This window comes from Nocardiopsis sp. iso_25 (assembly GCF_056173305.1).
In genome coordinates this window covers 181,935-198,339 of record NZ_CM149667.1, presented here as the reverse complement: position 1 = coordinate 198,339, position 16,405 = coordinate 181,935, and the positions used below count along the sequence as shown (strand labels likewise).

Below are 16,405 nucleotides of genomic sequence, written 5' to 3'. Positions count from 1 at the left end.
GGAGGTGGCCGAATCCGGCCACGGGAGGGCTTTCGGCCAGGGCGGTCCCGGGGTTCGCGCGGCTGGACGGGGTCTGGGCGGCGTCCGGGCGCGCGGGGGCCGGCGGACACCGGGCGGGGGCCGGCGGACACCGGGCGGGGGCCGGCGGATAACGACCGAATCCCCGCCGGGTAGGGGCGCGGCCTCAGACCGTCTGCGGTCTGGTCGCCTTGCCGTCGAGCCAGAGCTCGGTGGAGGAGTCCCGGTGGGAACCGGTGGTGCCCACGTGCTTGGCGCTGATCCGCGGGCCCTTCTTGATGACGTGGACCAGGGCCATCGCGTGGCCGCGGCCCAGGCCGTAGTCCTCGGTCAGCCACTGGACGATGGTGCCCGCCTTGACCGAAGGGTCGTCGTAGCCCTTCTCCTTGGCGCGGTCGACCAGCGTGCGCGGAGTCAGACCGGTCTTGTCCTCGACGGCATCCAGATAAGCCTGGAACGACATGGGGGCCTCCTCGACTGGGCAGGCCCCGATACTCACACGCGCCTGCGACATTCCGGCGGCAGCGGCACCGGCCGCCGAGGCGGCCCCAGCCGCGCCACAGGACCGGAGCGCGCGGGCTCAGGCGGGTGTTGTCCGCAGGCGTGACAGCGGACAGGAAGCAGGAGGGAGAGTTGTCCACAGGCGCGGCAGCGGGGTGGTGGACGGCTCCCGGGAGGAGCATGCTGTTGATGGGGCCCCCAGCCTCCGCGCCGTGGAACACGTCCCCCCATGACAGGTATGCCCGCCACGGTCCCGGCGCCGCCCCGCGCTCCCCGGCCTGTGGACGACCGCCTAGCCTTGCCGGATGCCCCTTCCGCCCCCGGCACCCTCTCCAGTCCCGTTCCCTCGGCCCGCGCTCCGCCAGAAACCTTCACCGGGCCCGTTCCCTCCGCCCGCGCCCCACCAGAAGCCTTCCCCGCCCCTGCCTCCTCCGTGCTCGCTCCACCGGACGCCTCCCCCGGGCCAGTTCCCTCCGCCCCAGCGCCGCCGGGCCTCCTCCCTGTCCCCCGTTTCCGCCCCGTCCCCCGTTTCCTCCTCGTCCCCCGCCTCCACCCCGTGACGCCGTGGGTCGTGGCCGTGGTCCTGCTCGCGGCGCTGCTGCACGCGGGCTGGAACGCGATCGCCCACTCCATCACCGACCGCCTGCTCGGGTTCGCCCTGATCGGCCTCGGCGGAATGCTCGCCGCCCTGCCCCTGCTCCCGGTCGTGGGGCCGCCCCCGCGCGAGGCCTGGCCGGTCCTGCTCGCATCCCTCGCCACCCACCTGCTGTACATGAGCCTGCTGATGCTCTCCTACCGGACCGGCGAGTTCGGCCAGGTGTACCCGATGGCGCGCGGCACGGCGCCGTGGGTGGTCGCCCTGACCGGCATCCTCCTGCTCGGTGAGTCGATGCCCCCGTCCGACCTGGCCGGGGTCCTGGTCGTCTCCGCCGGGCTGACGACGCTGGTGTTCGCGGGCGGCCGCCCCTCCCGCGCACAGCTTCCGGCGCTGCTGGCGGCCTTCGCCACCGGCGTCAGCATCGCCGTCTACACCGTGGTCGACGCCCACGGGGTCCGCCTCACCCAGGACCCGCTGGGTTACATCACGTGGCTGATGATCCTTCAGGGACCGGTGTTCTTCGTGGTGGCGGTGTTCACCCGCCGCGGCGCGCTCCCTCGCCAGCTCAAGCCGGTCTGGAAGTTCGGAGTCCTGGGCGGCGTGGTCAGCGCGGTCGCCTACGGGCTCGTGCTGTGGGCGCAACTGACCGGCGCGGTCGCGGGCATCGCCGCGCTGCGCGAGACGAGCATCGTCTTCGCCGCGGTACTGGGCGCGCTGCTGTTCGGGGAACGGTTCGGCCCGGTGCGGATCGCCGCCTCCGTCATCGTCGTGACCGGAGTAATCCTCCTGGCTTTCTGAGCGTCTTCATGACTCTGACCAGCGCTTACCCGTATCGTTTCCGGCGTGACACGAGCCTCGTCCTTCTCCGGGTCCGCCGCAACGGACACCGGCACCGAAACCCGTTCCGACACCGCCGCCGGAACCGATCCCGGGTCCTCCCGCACGACGGATACCGCGCACGAACACGGGCCCGAATCCGCCGCCGTACGCGCGGTCTGGCAGGGCCTGGGACTCCCGGGACTCATCGACGTCCACACCCACTTCATGCCCGACAACGTGCTGCGCAAGGTGTGGGCCCACTTCGACGCCCTCGGCGGCCTGTGGCCGATCAACTACCGCTTCGACGAGGACGAACGCCTGTCCCTGCTCCGGGGCTTCGGGGTGCGGCACTTCACCGCCCTCTCCTACCCGCACCGGCCCGGCATGGCCGCCTGGCTCAACGACTGGGCGGGCGGCTTCGCCGACCGCAACCCCGACTGCCTGCGCAGCGCCACCTTCTACCCCGAGCCGGAGGCCCGCGACTACGTGGCCGCGGCGTTGGAGGCGGGTACCCGCGTGTTCAAGGCACACCTCCAGGTCGGCCGCTACGACCCGCGCGACCCGCTGCTGGCCGACGTGTGGGGGCTGATCGCGGACGCGGGCACGCCCGTGGTGATCCACTGCGGTTCGAGCCCGGAGGCGGGCCCCTTCACCGGCCCCGAACCCTTCGCCGAGACCCTGCGCGCCCACCCCGGGCTCACCGCGGTCATCGCCCACGCCGGGGCTCCCGACTACCGCGCGTTCCTGGACCTGGCCGAGCACCACGAGCGCGTCCACCTGGACACCACGATGGTGTTCACCGAGTTCTCCAAGGACTGGGCGCCCTTCCCCGACGGGGAGGTGCCCCGCCTGAAGGGTGTCGCGGACCGGGTCCTTTTCGGCACGGACTTCCCGAACATCCCGTACCCCTATCTCGAACAGATCGAGGCCCTCGCCTGGCTCGGTCTGGGTGATGACTGGCTTCGGGGAGTGCTGTACGGCAACGCCGCCCGGCTGTTCGGACTCTGAGGGCAGCCGACTTCCGACGCCCGACGCTGGACAGCCGACGACCGTCCGGTGATGGTGGTCGTGGGGCGACCGCCTTCGGCCTCCGCCCCGACCACCGCCCACCATCACCGACGCGGAAAGGCACCCGGCACCATGGAACTCGCCCTGACTCCCCTGGAGTTCGCCCGCCGCACCCGAAGACTGCACCCCCGGCGCGAGGCGGTGGTGGACCGTGGCCTCCGGCTCACCTACGAGGAGTTCTTCGACCGCTGCGACCGCTGGTCCTCCGCCCTCCAGGGCATGGGGGTGTCCAAGGGCGACCGCGTCGCCTACATCTCCCCCAACACCCACGCCCAGCTGGAATCCTTCTACGCCGTGCCGCAGCTCGGCGCGGTGCTGGTGCCGGTCAACTTCCGGCTGTCGGCGGACGACTTCGTCTACATCGTCAACCACTCCGGGGCGCGGGTCCTGTGCGTGCACGCCGACCAGCTCGACGCCGTGGACGGCGTCCGCGACCAGATGCCGGGCGTGGAGCGGTTCGTCGCCCTGGAGGGGGCGCGCCCGGGTTGGGAGGACTACGAGACCCTCGTCGCGCAGGCCGCGGCGGACTACGTCCGCCCCGAGATCGACGAGACCGACTTGCTGACCGTCAATTACACGAGCGGCACCACGGCCCGGCCCAAGGGCGTGATGATCACCCACCGCAACGCGTACATGAACTCGGTGGGCACCCTGCTGCACCTGCGGATCGGCATCGACGACCGGTACCTGTGGACGCTGCCGATGTTCCACGCCAACGGCTGGACCTACACGTGGACGGTGACCGCCGCGGCCGCCACCCACGTGTGCCTGCCCGCGATGGACCCGGCCACCGTGTACGAGCTGATCCGCTCCGAGGGGGTCACCTGGCTGTGCGCGGCCCCCACCGTGCTGATCATGCTGTCGAACGCCCCCGAGGAGGTACGCGGCGGGGTCCCGGCCGGCGTGCACGTGGTGACGGCCGGGGCCTCCCCCGCCGCCGACACCATCGAGCGCCTGGAGGACGGTTTCGGATGGACCGTCACCCATGTCTACGGGCTGACCGAGACCACGCCGTTCATCACCGTGTGCGAGCCGCGAGCCGAGCACGGCGGCCTGTCTTCGCGCGACCGCGCCGCTGTCAAGGCACGCCAGGGGGTCGAGCTGATCACCTCCGGCGAGCTGCGGGTGGTGGACGCCGACGGCGTCGAGGTGCCCTGGGACGGTACGACGGTCGGGGAGATCACCGTGCGCGGGAACGTGGTGATGAAGGGCTACTACAACGACCCGGAGGCCACCCGGAAGGCCATGGGCGACGGCTGGTTCCACACCGGCGACGCGGCGGTCACCCACCCGGACGGGTACGTGGAGATCCAGGACCGGATCAAGGACGTCATCATCTCCGGCGGGGAGAACATCTCCTCCGTCGAGGTGGAGGGAGTCCTGCTGCGGCACCCGGCCGTGATGGAGGCAGCCGTCGTGGGCGTGCCGCACGAGCGCTGGGGCGAGACGCCGAAGGCGTCCGTGGTGCTGCGCGAGGGCACCGCGGCCACGGAGGAGGAGCTGATCGCCTTCGCCCGCGACAACCTGGCGCACTTCAAGGCGCCCACGCGGGTGGAGTGCGTGGAGCAGCTCCCCAAGACGGCCACCGGCAAGATCCAGAAGTTCGTGCTGCGCGGGGGCGCGTCCGCGGTGTCGCGGCAGTAGCCGCCGGGTGCGGCCGGGGCCCGCGCCCCCTCAGTGACTGTTGGGTATGCGGGTGGTTGCGTGAGGTGACCGGCCCGGGTCGCTGACGGGAGAACAGAACATCCCCGCCAGAATTGCGCTGTGTGTGCAGATGCAAGTCCGGCGGGGACGCCCGCCCATGCTACCCCTCCAACCTCTCCGACCCCGTCTGGGAGGTGATCGAGCCCCTCATGCCCGTCCGCGACCAAGCCAAAGGCGGAGCACCCCGCAAATACGACGACCGGCTGGTCTGGAACGCGATCCTGTTCGTGCTGCGCTCGGGTTGCCAGTGGCGGATGATCCCCCACGACCTGATCCCCTGGGACGCCGCCTACCGGTGGTACCGCACCTGGAGGGCCGACGGCACCATCGATCGGATCCACGACGCCCTGCGCGCCCGGGTCCGCGAGGAGGCGGGCCGCGACCGGGACCCCTCGGCGGCGGTGTTGGACTCCCAGTCGATCCTGACCGGGGAGGGCGGTACCGACCGCGGCTACGACGCGGGCAAGCGCACCAAGGGCCGCAAACGCCACCTGGTCGTGGACACGTTGGGGTTGGTGCTGGTGGTCGCGGTGACCTCGGCCTCGGTCCAGGACCGCCCCGGTGGGCGCCGGGTCTTGGAGACCTTGGCGGCCCGGTTCCCGACGGTGGGGCTGGTGTGGGCTGACGCGGGGTACGCGAACAAGGTCGACAGCGGCCTGCTCACCTGGGCGTATGAGACGTTCCGGTTGGTGGTGGAGATCGTTCGGCGCAGCGATGACGCCAGGGGGTTTCAGGTGTTGCCGCGCCGGTGGGTGGTGGAGCGCACGTTCGCCTGGTTGGTGCGCAACCGCCGTTTGGCGCGCGATTACGAACGTTTGACCACGGGTTCGGAGGCCATGGTCAAGCTCGCGATGATCCGGTTGATGGCCACACGGCTGGCCGGTCAGAGCGAGCGGTGGAGCAACCGCTCTGCCGACCAGGCCGTGTAATCACCCGCATACCCAACAGTCACTCAGGGCGCGGGCTCCGGCCGGGCGGCGTCCGGATCACCCGGGCGGCCAGTTGAGCAGGACGAACCCGGCCTGGAAGGGGTCGGAGCAGACCATGCGGCGCCCCACACCCGGGATGCTCTCCGGCTCCGCGTGCACGCGTCCGCCCGCGGCCACGACCCTGCGCGCGACGGCGTCGCAGTCGGCCACCGCGAACACCGGGTGCCAGTCCTCCTCCCCGCCGAACCGGCCCCCGTGCCCGGGGCCCGCCTGCAGGATGCCCCCGTGGGTGCGCTCGTCACCGGTTCCCGCGGGGCGCAGGACCGTGTACCCGCCGACCTCCTCCCCGCCGAGGGACGGGTCGAACGGGCTGAGGTCCCACTTGAAGACCCCGGTGTAGAACTCGGCCGCGCCGCGCGCGTCGGTGGTCCGCAGCTCCACCCAGCAGAGGCTGTTGACCCGTCCCACCAGGCCGAGGTACATATCCCCCCGCCAGACGCCGAAGGAGGCGCCCTGGGGGTCGCGGAACAGCGCCTGACGGCCCAGGTCGAAGATGTCGAACGGCTCCACCAGGAGGGTGCCGCCCAGCCGCTCCACGCGTGCGATGGTGTCCTCGATGTCGGAGTCGGCGAAGTACACGGTCCAGGAGGGGCGGTCGCTCTCCCCCATGACCGGGCTGACACCGGCCGCGGGAAGCCCCTCACCGCACAGGAACTTGTAGCCCTCCAGCTGCCGGATGTGCGTCTCGGAGCTCCAGCCGAACACGTGCCCGTAGAACGCTGTCGAGGCCTCCACGTCGGGTGAGGACACCTCGACCCAGCAGGGCGACCCGGGAGTGAAATCCGTACTGATCATCGCTGTCCCTCTCCGTGACGGCACACCACCCTTCGGTTCCTTCCCTGGTGAGGGAGGTTTCGGGGATCGGAGGGGCAAAAACTCACACAACTCGCCGTTGCCGGGCCCGGCGGCCCCGCCCGCACCGGCCCGCTGCCGACCGCGGCAGGGACGCGCTCAGTGCCTGAAGTGCACGAACAGGCGCCCGAAGTTCTTGGAGTCCTTCTCGACCCGGTGGTAGCGGGCCTTGACGTCCTTGCGGTCGAGGAAGCGCAGCACCCGCTTCTTGAGCTGACCGGAACCCTTGCCGGGGATGATCTCGATGCTCTTGGCGCCCGTGCGCTCGGCCTCGTCCATGATGTCGTTGAGGGCCCGGTCGATGTCCCGTCCCTTGTTGAAGATGTCGTGCAGGTCGAGTTTGAGCCGCACCGTGCCTCCTCCGCGTCCGGTAGCCGGATCATACGCGGCGCGGGGCCGCGCGCCGGGGCCGCGGCGCGGCCCTCCCACCGGTGCCCGGGCCCCGTGTCCGCGCGTCGCCCGTCACTCCCCGAGGCGCAGGGTGAAGACCATCCGGTCCACGCCCGGCCCCTCGTAGTCGGCGTGCGGCCCTGTGACGGTGAAGCCGTGGGCGCGGTGGAAGGCGATCGAGCGCTCGTTGGCGGGGGAGGTGACCGCGCGCACGACCGTGCACCCGCGCTCCCTCGCCCCGTCCGTGAAGCGCCGGTACAGCCCGTTCGCGAGCCCTGTCCTGCGGTGCCCCGGGGCCACCCCGGCGAAGTGCACGTACGCCTCCTCGGGCACGGACGGCGAGGGGAAGCCGATCAGGAAGCCCGCCAACTCCCCCTCCGCCTCGGCGATGAGGCTGGTGGTGTGGAAGTGGTCGAGGAAGAGCCGGGGGAGGATGTGCGCCACGGGGCGCCCCCACCAGTCGTCGCAGACCGCCAGGATGCGCGGGTGGTCGGAGGGGAGGGCGGTCCGGACACCGACGTCGGTCACGCGGGGGCTCCTGGTCGTCGTCGGAGGGGTGTTCCGGGCCCGGAATACCCGCCGACGGGCCCGCGAACCCCTTCCGCGGGCCCGTTCGCCCCGGGTTCGGGGAACCGCTCAGGGGCGGCCGGACCCCCGCTCCGGGACCGGCGCGTTCGGCTCTCCCCGCTTTCCCTCCTCCGCCGGAGCGCCCACCACAACCCGAGCAGGGTGGCCGCGGCCAGCGCCCCGGCGACGGCCACGTCTTCCGGGTCACCGGCAACGGAGTGCGGCTGGTGCCCGCCGTGCCCGCGGAGTACCTCGGCGAACCCGTCTAGTAGTACTTCGTTAAGTCTATGATTTCGCGGTCTGGTTCCGCCATCATGGACCCGTGGACCTGACCGCTGTAGAAGAACTCCGTGAGGACCTCGACGCGTTCTGCGCCGAGGTCCTCGCCTCCATCCCCCGTAAGGACTCCCGGGCCTGGGGCAGCTGCTACCTGCGCGGATTAATGCTGGACGGGCGACGCAAGTCCATCCAACCCATGGCCGAGCGCCTGCCCGACGGCAACATGCAAGCGCTGCAGCAGTTCGTGGGCCAGTCCCCCTGGGACCACGTCCCCGTCCAACGCCGCGTGGCCACCAAGGCCAGCCGGGCCATCGATCCGGATGCGTGGGTGATCGATGACTCCGGTATCCCCAAAGCGGGCACCGAGTCGGTGGGAGCGGCCCACCAGTGGTGCGGCGCCCTGGGCAAGCAGGCGGTGTGCCAGAGCGCGGTCAGCTTGCACGCGGTCACCGACACCGCGTCGGTGCCGCTGAACTGGCGGCTCTACCTGCCCAAGGAGTGGGCCAACCCCGCCGATGAGCGCCGCGCCAAAACGGGTGTGCCCGAGCAGGTGGGCCACCGGGAGAAGTGGCGGCTGGCCCTGGACATGGTGGATCAGGCCCGCTCCTGGGGGCTTGAGGACCAGGTGGTGGTGGCCGATGCGGGGTACGGGCAGATCCACGGCTTCCGGCAGGGTCTGGCCGAGCGCGGTTTGGACTACGTGGTCGCGGTACGCGGTGATCTCAACGCCCACCCCGGTGGGGTGGTGCCCCAGGCACCCGAGCGGCCTGGTCCGGGTCCGCGTCTGCCGCGCTATCGGACCCCGGCCCGGACGCTGAAGGAGTTGGCGCTGGAGCGGGGGCGTGGGGCCTTGCGCCGGTGCACCTGGCGGCAGGGCTCACGTGGGGCGATGCGGGGCCGGTTCCTGGTCATGGACGTGCGTTTGGCGGGTAAGTCCGCCCGCGAGGCGGCTCTGGCCCGGGCAGGAGGCCGGGGTGGTTGGGACGGGGTGCTGCCCGCTCAGACGCTGATCGCCCAGTGGCCCCCGTATGAGCAGGCGCCGACCGATTACTGGTTGACCAGCCTGGATACGAAGACCGCGCTACGGCATCTGGTGCGGTTGGCCAAGATCCGGTGGCGGATCGAGCACGACTACCGCGAGCTCAAGCACGGTCTGGGGTTGGATCACTACGAGGGACGGACCTGGCGGGGCTGGCACCACCACGTCACGCTGGTCAGCGCGGCCCAAGCGTTCCTGACCCTGCGGAGGCTGGACCCAAAAAGTCGGACGTCGGTCTGAGTCTGTACCAGGTGTTGGAGGAGCTCCAACGGGTGCTGCTGTGCTGGACCGGCGTGTGCCACACCTGTCACCGACCACTCGCACAGCAGCACCCACCCGACACAAGTTAACGAAGTACTACTAGGGCCGGGGCGGCGAAGTGCAGGGGCTCCGCCACCCCCGTTCTCTCCCGGGCTCAGGGCCGGTCCGCCGAGAAGATCGCGGTGCCGGGGATCATCCGGCCGCGCACCGGCCCCCAGCCGCCCCAGACCCGGTCCAGCCCCTCGGGCCACTCCGGTTCGACCACGTCCCGCAGCACCAGGCCCGCGCGGGCGATCCCGCGCACCCAGTCGCCCACCGTGTGGTGGTGCTCCACGTAGACCGCGGTCCCGCCGTCGTCCTCCTCCACGTAGGCGCGGCGGTCGAAGTAGGACTGGTTCACGGTGAACCCGTCCTCCCCGGGGTCGTCCGGGAAGCTCCACCGGACCGGATGGGTCACGGAGAACACCAGCCGCCCTCCGGGCCCGAGCACCCGCGCGGCCTCGGCCAGGGCGTCGTCGGCCGAGGGCACGAACGGGAAGGCCCCGAACGAGGAGAACACGACGTCGAAGGAGGCGTCGGCGAACGGCAGCCGCTGGGCGTCGGCCTGCACGGCCGCGAGCGCGTGCCCGGTCCCCTCGTCGATCCTGCGCGAATGCTGGAGCTGGCGGAAGGACAGGTCGAACCCGACCACCTCGCGCACTCCCCGGGCACGCAGCCACCGCCCGCACTGGCCCGCGCCGCAGCCCACCTCCAGCACCCGGGCCCGCAGGAGGTCCTCCGGGTCGCCGAGCAGGCGCGCCTCGGCCTCGGTCAGGCCCTCCGGACACCACACGAACCCGGCGTCGCCGAGGAAGCCGCCGTGCTCGGCCTGGTAGGCGTCGGCCGCGCCGTCCCACCACCGGCGTCCGGCGCGGGCGCTCTCCTCGGCGTCCACGGCGCGGCGCGCCACGCGCCCGGGATCCGGATAGCCGTCATCGTTCATGGGGCAAGCCTCCCAGAAAGGCGCGCGTGCACGGGGCCGCGGCGCGTGCACGGGGGCCGAACTGCCGGGCGCCCCGTGGCCGGACCCCGCGGACAGCGACCGGCCGGCGCAACGGACGCGCCCCCGTGTCAGGCGGTCCCGGACCCGCCCCTGCCCGCGGTCGCGCCGGAGTCCTCCCCGGACTCGGCGGGCCCCTCGGAACTCCGGCTGGACCCCACGGCCTCGGCGGACTCGGCAGGCTCGGCGGTCGCACCGGTCTCCCCAGCCCCTGCGACCTCCGCGGACGCACCGGACTCACCCGCCTCGGCCTCGCGAGCGTCCCGGATCTCGCGGCGGACGAGGAAAACCCATCCGCCGACGGCGACGACGGCGAACACCCACCACTGCACGGCGTAGGACGCGCTCATCCCCGCGTCCTCCTCGTGCAGGACGACCGGTTCGGGCGCCGCCTCCGGCATCGGGTCCTGCCGGGTCAGGTCGACGTAGCCGCCGTAGACGGGGTAGGGCAGGTCCGCGGCGATCCGGTCCACGTCGACCATCATCAGCTGCCCCTCGGGCAGGTCGTCGCGGTTGCGCAGCCCGGTGTTCTCCTCGGTCTCGGAGTAGTGCAGGCGCCCGGCCACCTCCACGGGGCCCTCCTGCGCGGGCGGCACCTCCGGCTGGTCGAGAGCGGTCTCGCCGCGCTCGACCCATCCGCGGTTGACCAGGACCGCGCTCCCCTCCTCGGTGACCAGCGGGGTCAGCACGTGGAAGCCCACGCCCCCGGAGCCGTCGCGGTTGCGCAGCAGGATCTCGTGCTCGGTGTCCCAGGTTCCGGTGGCCTCGACGGTGCGCCAGCGGTCGTCGGGGTCGACGTCCTCGCCGACCCGGGTCAGCTCGGCCACCGGCACGGGGTCGGCGGCGAGGTTGGACTGCTGGAGGTCGACCGCCGCGCCGCGCTGCCCGGCCCGGTCCAGCTGCCAGAAGCCCAGCCAGACGAAGCTGGGCACCAGCACCAGCACCAGCGCGTGGAAGGCCAGCATTCGTTGCGAGAACAGGACTTTGAGCACGTCTTCGAGGTTATGAGACTCCTCCGGCCGCCTCGCACCGCCCCTCGCCTCCACGTACCGCGCGGTCCCGGCCCGCCCGACCCGGCCCGCCGCCACGGCCGGGACCGGACGCCGTACCCGTGCGACGGCCCGCACCCGGACGGGGCCGCCGGTCACCGGCGGCCCCGCGTGTGGTCGGGGAACCCGGGTCCCCCGACCGTGCTACTCGTCGTCGCCGGTCACGGCGGCGGCCTTGCGCTTGCGGGCGAAGTACAGCCCGGCGCCGCCCGCGCCGACCGCGGCGACGCCCGCGGCGACCAGACCGGCCAGGGCGCCACCGGTCACGGGGAGCTGCTCGTCGGCCTGGGGCCCGGCCGGCTCCTCGCCGGTGCTGGAGTCGTCCTCGCCCTTGTCCTCCTCGCGGGGCACCTCGGGGTTCTCCTCGCCCGGCTCCTCGGGCTTCTCCTCCTCCGGCTTCTCCTCCTCGGGCTGGCCGGGCTCCTCGGGCTTCTCCTCGCCGGGCTCCTCCGGCTTCTCCTCCTCGGAGATGATCTCCATGCAGGAGCCCTCGGCCAGGCCGAGCACGGACACGGCGTTGCCGCAGATGTCGACGGCCGCGTCCACCGGGACCACGACCTGGTTGCCGCTGCCGATCCCGCCCGCGCCGCTGGTGGCGGTGTCGGGGGTGCCCTCGTTCTCGGGGGAGGCCTGGATGATGTTGATGATGGTGGTGCACTTGGCGCTGGAGCCGCCCAGGATGGCCACCGAGTTGCCGCAGATGTCGATGGCGGCGTCCACGGGAACGATGATCTGGTTGCCGCTGGCCACACCGCCGGAGCCGTCGGTCCTGGTGGTGGGCGCGTCGGCGCTCTCCTCCTCCAGGACCTCGACCACCTCGACGCACTCGGCCTGGCTGATGCCGCCGACCGCGACCGAGTTGCCGCAGGCGTCGATGGCGGCGTCCACGGGAACGATGATCTGGTTGCCGCTGGCCACACCGCCGGAGCCGTCCGTGGCGGCCCCGCCCTGGCCGCTGGCCTCGTAGAGGACCTCCGAGACCTGGGTGCACGTGGCGCTGGAGATACCGAGGATCGCGATCGAGTTGCCGCACAGCTCGGCCTCGATGTCCACGGGCACGACGATCTGGTTCCCGCTACCGATGCCGCCGGAGCCGCTGGTGGTGGTATCGGCGAAGGCCGCCGCGACGGGTGCCACGACCAGTCCGGCGGTCATGACGGTGGCGAAGGAGTAACGGAGTGTGTTGCGCATGTGCGGAGGTGACCTTTCACGGATACGGCTTGGGGATCGCGCCGTTGCGGCGCTGGTCCGCGACAGGACCGGTGCCCGTGTCGTCTCGCGGGTCCGGCTGTCCACGGCGGGCGGGTCCGCCAGCAGGGAAGGCTGCGTGACGGCGGGGTGACCCGCGTGTGTGAAGTCGCGGTTCGAAAGCTCGCGGAACCGCCGACGGACCGAAACGTTAGCAAGCCGTCGAAGGCTCGCAGGCGTTTTCGGAAAATACACTTCCCCAGTATAAGTACAGCCAGCAATGCATTAGCCACATGGAGTGATAAGCACAGCTCACAGCGCACCCTTTTGACTACCCTGTGCTTATAAACACCCACTCTGGGTTGTCCGAGGAAAATAAAATTTTCCCGGTAAACCCCATTTCTGAACCTACTAAGCAACTTCGAAGATTCGTATCCCAGCCGACCCCGGGCGCCCGAAAACCTATGCCAGATTTCCTCTCCCGTGCACGGATAATTCCTTTGTGGGCGAAATCCGGAGAAGAGGGGAAAGCCCACGGAATCCGGCCGGGGCGCCGTACCGCCCGGAGGGCGCGACCGCCGGAACCGCGCCAACCGGGGACGAGCCCGCCGAGGACGCGCGCCCCCGGACCGCGACCGCCGGAAGACGTGCGTGCCGTTCGTCACCAGGGCGCGCGAACCCCCTCAGCCGCAGGGGCTCCAGGGTCCGGCAGAGCCCTGAACTGGACAAACACAGCGAAAGCGCTGGTCACGCGCACCTACCCTGAACTCGACCGGCCGTCGACGCCGTCGGCACCCGGACTCGATGACCGCGCCCCGTGGTAGGGGAGCGAACACCCGTGGTCATCGCCGGTGACGGAACGAGGAACCCGGATCCCTCCAGCCACGAAGGCCAACCGGAAGCGTGTGACGTGCGTCCCAATTATCAGGATATGCCCCGTTTCCCCCGCCTCACTGGAGCATGCATGCAACCCGTATCCCCGCGCCCCCGCGCGCGCACCGCGGTCGGCGCCGCGGCACTGGCCCTCGCCCTCCTCCCCAGCGCCTGTTCCTTGGGCGACGCGGCGCCGGACCCGCCCGAGGGCGCGGCCCCGCCGTCGCCCGGCACGGAGCCCGGGGCCCCGGAACCCTTCACCGTCGCCTTCGGCGGTGACGTGATGTTCGAGGGCCTGCTCGAACCGGCCCTGGACGACCCGCGGACCGCGCTCGCGCCGATCGCGCAGCAGCTCTCGGCCGCCGACCTGGCCATGGTCAACCTGGAGACCGCGGTCACCGAGGGCGGCACCCCGGCCCCGGACAAGGCGTACGTGTTCCGCGCGCCCGCCACCGCCCTGGAGGCCCTGGACGCCGCCGGGGTGGACGTGGCCACCGTCGCCAACAACCACGGCATGGACTACGGCGTGGACGGACTGGCCGACACCCTCGCGAACGGCGAGGCCTCGCCCGTGGCGCTGGTCGGCGCCGGGCGCGACGCCGCGGAGGCGTACACGCCCCACGTCGCCGAGGTCAACGGCCAGAGCGTCGCCCTGTTCGGCGCCACCGACGTCATGGACGACCACCTCATGGCGGAGTGGACGGCGGGCGAGGGCAAGCCCGGCCTGGCCTCCGCCAAGGGCGAGACGAAGCAGCGGCTGCTCACCGCCGTCTCGGAGGCCGCCGCGGAACACGACAACGTGGTGGTCTTCATGCACTGGGGCCTGGAGGGCTCGCACTGCCCGCTCCCGCACGCCCCCGACCTGGCCCGGGAACTGGTCGACGCGGGCGCGTCCGCCGTCGTCGGCGGCCACGCGCACGTGCTGTCCCCGGGCGGGTTCCTGGGCGACTCGTACGTGCACTACGGCCTGGGCAACTTCGTCTTCTACAACTTCGAGGGCCCCACCGCCGAGACGGGTGTGCTCACCCTCACCTTCGACCAGGGCAGCGTGATCGGGTCGGACTGGGCCCCGGCGCGGATCCGGGGCGGCGTCCCCGTCCCCTACGAGGGCGAGGCCGCCGCACAGGCCGCGCGGACCTGGGTGGACATGCGCGCCCAGTGCGGGCTGCCGCTGGCCGACCCGCCCGCCTAGGACCGCGGCGGCCGTTCACGCACCAGGCCGTCCCACCGGCGACCGTTCCGGCCGGGACGCTAGCGCAGCGCCGCGACCTTCGCCGGGTCGACGCCGTGGCGGGCGGCGACCTCGCCGATCTCCGCCAGCAGCGCGTGGCGGCGGGCCGCGCCCAGGTAGGAGGCGTGCACGCCGTTCGCCGCGAGCCCGACCAGGTCGGCGGCGTCCAGCCCCAGCGCGTGCGCGGCACGGTACTCGTTGTTCAGGTCGGTGCCGAACATGGTCGGGTCGTCGGTGTTGAGGGTGAGCAGCAGACCGGCCTCCAGCATGCGGGGCAGCGGGTGGTCGCCCAGCTCGGCCACGGCTCGGGTGCACACGTTGGAGGTGGGGCTGACGTCCACCGGGATGCGCCCCTCCACCAGGCGACCGACCAGCGCCTCGTCGCGCATGGAGTCGATGCCGTGGCCGATCCGCTCGGCGCCGAGCGCGTCCAGGGCCTCGCGCACCCGCTCGGGGCCGCCGTGCTCACCGGCGTGCGGCAGGCTGGCCAGCCCGGCGGCCCGGGCCCTGCCGAACACCCCGGCGTACTGCTCCAGCGGGGTCTCCACGCCGCCGACGCCGAAGCCGACGACGCTGGGCGGCGCGTCGCGCAGGACCGCCTCCACGGTGGCCTCCGCGCTCTCCAGGCCGAAGTCGGCGGGGAAGTCGGGGATCCACCGCAGCTGGATGCCGTGCCGGCTCTCGGCCGCGCGGCGGGCCTCCTCGATGCCGTCGAAGACCACGCGGGCGGGCACCCCGCGCATCAGGTGGGTGTAGAGGCTGACGTGCATCTCGGCGTAGCGCACGTTCTGCGCGGCCAAGCGTTCGGCGACCGCCGAGGCCAGGAGTGCGAAGTCCTGCTCCTCGCGCAGGGTCGCGACCGAGGCGAGGTAGACCTCGACGAAGTGCGGGAAGTCGGTGAAGACGTACCAGTCCCGGAGTGCCTCCAGGGTGTCGGGAACGTCGGTGACGCCGTGCCTGCGGGCGAGGTCGAACAGGGTGTCGGCGGGCATCGACCCTTCGAGGTGGACGTGGAGTTCCACCTTGGGCAGGTCGCGGACGAGCGCCTCGACGTCGGGAGGCGTGGAGTGGGTGTGCATGGCGACAAGTTACGCGTGCCGAGGGGTAGCCCCAAGCCCTCGCAGGTCAAGTTCACAGCTGTCCGTCAGAAGCGGGCCCGGATACGGTGTGAAGGTGATCCCCCAGCCCCCGCCGAGGTTTCCGCGTCCGCCGTCGGGCACCGCCGTGTTCCGTGCGCGCAACCTGATCCGCTCGCAGAACAGGCCGCGCCTCTTCGCCTACCCCGTCTTCGGAAGCGTCCTCCTCCTGCTCTGGCTGATCCTCCTGATCCCGGCCAGCGAACTCACCGACTCCCGTGCGCAGTTCCTGACCTACTCAGGTGTCGGACTGGCCCTGGTCGTCGGGGCGACCGCGCTCGTCGGTGAACTGGCCGCCCGGGGAGTGCGCCGCTCTTCCGGTCACGCCCCCCTGCCGACCAACGCCGATCCGTACCGGCTGGCGATGGCCGAGAAGCTGGTGGAGGAGGGGGTGCTGTGTCCCGACCCCGGGACCAACTGGCTGGCCCGGATCATGGCCGAACGAAAGCTGAGGGAGTACGCGATCCGGTTCCCCCGCCGCACGTCCGCCATCTGGGCGGCGGTGTCGTGCGTGTAGGCCGGATTCCTGGTGTGGTGGCTGACGACGGAGGGCGTCTCGGTGAACACCGTGTTCCTCCTCTTCGCCCTCCTGTGCAACGTGCTGTTCGTGTTCCTGCATCCGACCATGGCGGCTCGGGACAGGCGTTGCGCCGAGGCGGTCCGTGACGCCTACGACCACCACGCCGCCGAAGGATGGCACTCCTGGGACCCGATCACCGCGTCGCCGGCGACTCCGCGCGCGACGCGCTGCTCCTAAGGGGGCGGGCCCGGCACGTCCCTCGGCGCGGTGTCCCGTTCCCTGTG

16 protein-coding genes are annotated in these 16,405 nt (G+C 71.8%); 8 read left to right on the top strand and 8 right to left on the bottom strand.

Translation table 11 applies throughout. The features are described 5' to 3' along the window. Positions 1-184: 184 nt before the first annotated feature. On the bottom strand, positions 185-481 hold the full coding sequence (locus AC0VX6_RS00885; RefSeq protein WP_475467142.1) for a DUF4287 domain-containing protein: 297 nt from the start codon (positions 479-481) through the stop codon (positions 185-187). Between the two features lie 594 nt (positions 482-1,075). Here AC0VX6_RS00885 and AC0VX6_RS00880 point away from each other — a divergent pair. The 4 genes from AC0VX6_RS00880 (at position 1,076) to AC0VX6_RS00865 (ending at position 5,637) form a co-directional block, all read left to right on the top strand. Continuing rightward, entirely contained in the window at positions 1,076-1,915 is an 840-nt protein-coding gene (locus AC0VX6_RS00880) for an EamA family transporter (protein ID WP_274975786.1), read from the top strand. Between the two features lie 45 nt (positions 1,916-1,960). Then, the gene (locus tag AC0VX6_RS00875; protein WP_274975785.1) at positions 1,961-2,944 is read left to right on the top strand and encodes an amidohydrolase family protein; all 984 of its coding nucleotides are present in this window, start codon (positions 1,961-1,963) and stop codon (positions 2,942-2,944) included. Positions 2,945-3,076: 132 nt separating this feature from the next. Then, the gene (locus AC0VX6_RS00870) at positions 3,077-4,648 is read left to right on the top strand and encodes a long-chain-fatty-acid--CoA ligase (protein WP_274975784.1); all 1,572 of its coding nucleotides are present in this window, start codon (positions 3,077-3,079) and stop codon (positions 4,646-4,648) included. A gap of 122 nt (positions 4,649-4,770) precedes the next feature. Continuing rightward, entirely contained in the window at positions 4,771-5,637 is an 867-nt protein-coding gene (locus AC0VX6_RS00865; RefSeq protein ID WP_475467140.1) for an IS5 family transposase, read from the top strand. 57 nt (positions 5,638-5,694) lie between these two features. Here AC0VX6_RS00865 and AC0VX6_RS00860 read toward each other — a convergent pair whose 3' ends face one another. From AC0VX6_RS00860 to AC0VX6_RS00850, 3 genes are all read right to left on the bottom strand, one after another. Further along, positions 5,695-6,492: a VOC family protein gene (locus AC0VX6_RS00860; RefSeq protein WP_274975783.1), complete on the bottom strand. Its 798-nt coding sequence runs from the start codon at positions 6,490-6,492 to the stop codon at positions 5,695-5,697. 156 nt (positions 6,493-6,648) lie between these two features. Continuing rightward, on the bottom strand, positions 6,649-6,900 hold the full coding sequence (locus AC0VX6_RS00855) for a Smr/MutS family protein (protein WP_013156341.1): 252 nt from the start codon (positions 6,898-6,900) through the stop codon (positions 6,649-6,651). Positions 6,901-7,011: 111 nt separating this feature from the next. Continuing rightward, the gene (locus tag AC0VX6_RS00850; protein ID WP_274975782.1) at positions 7,012-7,467 is read right to left on the bottom strand and encodes a GNAT family N-acetyltransferase; all 456 of its coding nucleotides are present in this window, start codon (positions 7,465-7,467) and stop codon (positions 7,012-7,014) included. A 361-nt stretch (positions 7,468-7,828) separates the two neighbouring features. On the opposite strand from AC0VX6_RS00850, the gene AC0VX6_RS00845 reads away from it, so the two are divergent. After that, positions 7,829-9,064, top strand: a complete 1,236-nt coding sequence (locus AC0VX6_RS00845) for an IS701 family transposase (RefSeq protein WP_475464928.1) — start codon at positions 7,829-7,831, stop codon at positions 9,062-9,064. 175 nt (positions 9,065-9,239) lie between these two features. On the opposite strand, the gene AC0VX6_RS00840 is transcribed toward AC0VX6_RS00845, so the two are convergent. From AC0VX6_RS00840 to AC0VX6_RS00830, 3 genes are all read right to left on the bottom strand, one after another. Then, positions 9,240-10,067, bottom strand: coding sequence for a class I SAM-dependent methyltransferase (locus tag AC0VX6_RS00840; RefSeq protein ID WP_274975781.1), 828 nt, complete (start codon positions 10,065-10,067; stop codon positions 9,240-9,242). A gap of 128 nt (positions 10,068-10,195) precedes the next feature. Then, complete coding sequence (locus AC0VX6_RS00835) at positions 10,196-11,116, bottom strand: SURF1 family cytochrome oxidase biogenesis protein (protein ID WP_274975780.1); 921 nt, start codon at positions 11,114-11,116, stop codon at positions 10,196-10,198. 201 nt (positions 11,117-11,317) lie between these two features. Continuing rightward, positions 11,318-12,364, bottom strand: a complete 1,047-nt coding sequence (locus AC0VX6_RS00830) for a chaplin family protein (RefSeq protein WP_475467137.1) — start codon at positions 12,362-12,364, stop codon at positions 11,318-11,320. Between the two features lie 961 nt (positions 12,365-13,325). On the opposite strand from AC0VX6_RS00830, the gene AC0VX6_RS00825 reads away from it, so the two are divergent. Further along, positions 13,326-14,426, top strand: a complete 1,101-nt coding sequence (locus AC0VX6_RS00825) for a CapA family protein (RefSeq protein WP_274975778.1) — start codon at positions 13,326-13,328, stop codon at positions 14,424-14,426. Between the two features lie 59 nt (positions 14,427-14,485). Here AC0VX6_RS00825 and add read toward each other — a convergent pair whose 3' ends face one another. Then, entirely contained in the window at positions 14,486-15,544 is a 1,059-nt protein-coding gene (add, locus tag AC0VX6_RS00820; protein WP_475467135.1) for an adenosine deaminase, read from the bottom strand. 94 nt (positions 15,545-15,638) lie between these two features. Between add and AC0VX6_RS00815 the strand changes: the two genes are divergently transcribed. Next, positions 15,639-16,118, top strand: coding sequence for a hypothetical protein (locus AC0VX6_RS00815; RefSeq protein WP_475467134.1), 480 nt, complete (start codon positions 15,639-15,641; stop codon positions 16,116-16,118). A gap of 42 nt (positions 16,119-16,160) precedes the next feature. Beyond that, positions 16,161-16,358 carry a hypothetical protein gene (locus tag AC0VX6_RS00810; protein ID WP_475467133.1) on the top strand — a complete coding sequence of 66 codons (198 nt, stop codon included), beginning with the start codon at positions 16,161-16,163 and terminating at the stop codon, positions 16,356-16,358. Positions 16,359-16,405: the final 47 nt, after the last annotated feature.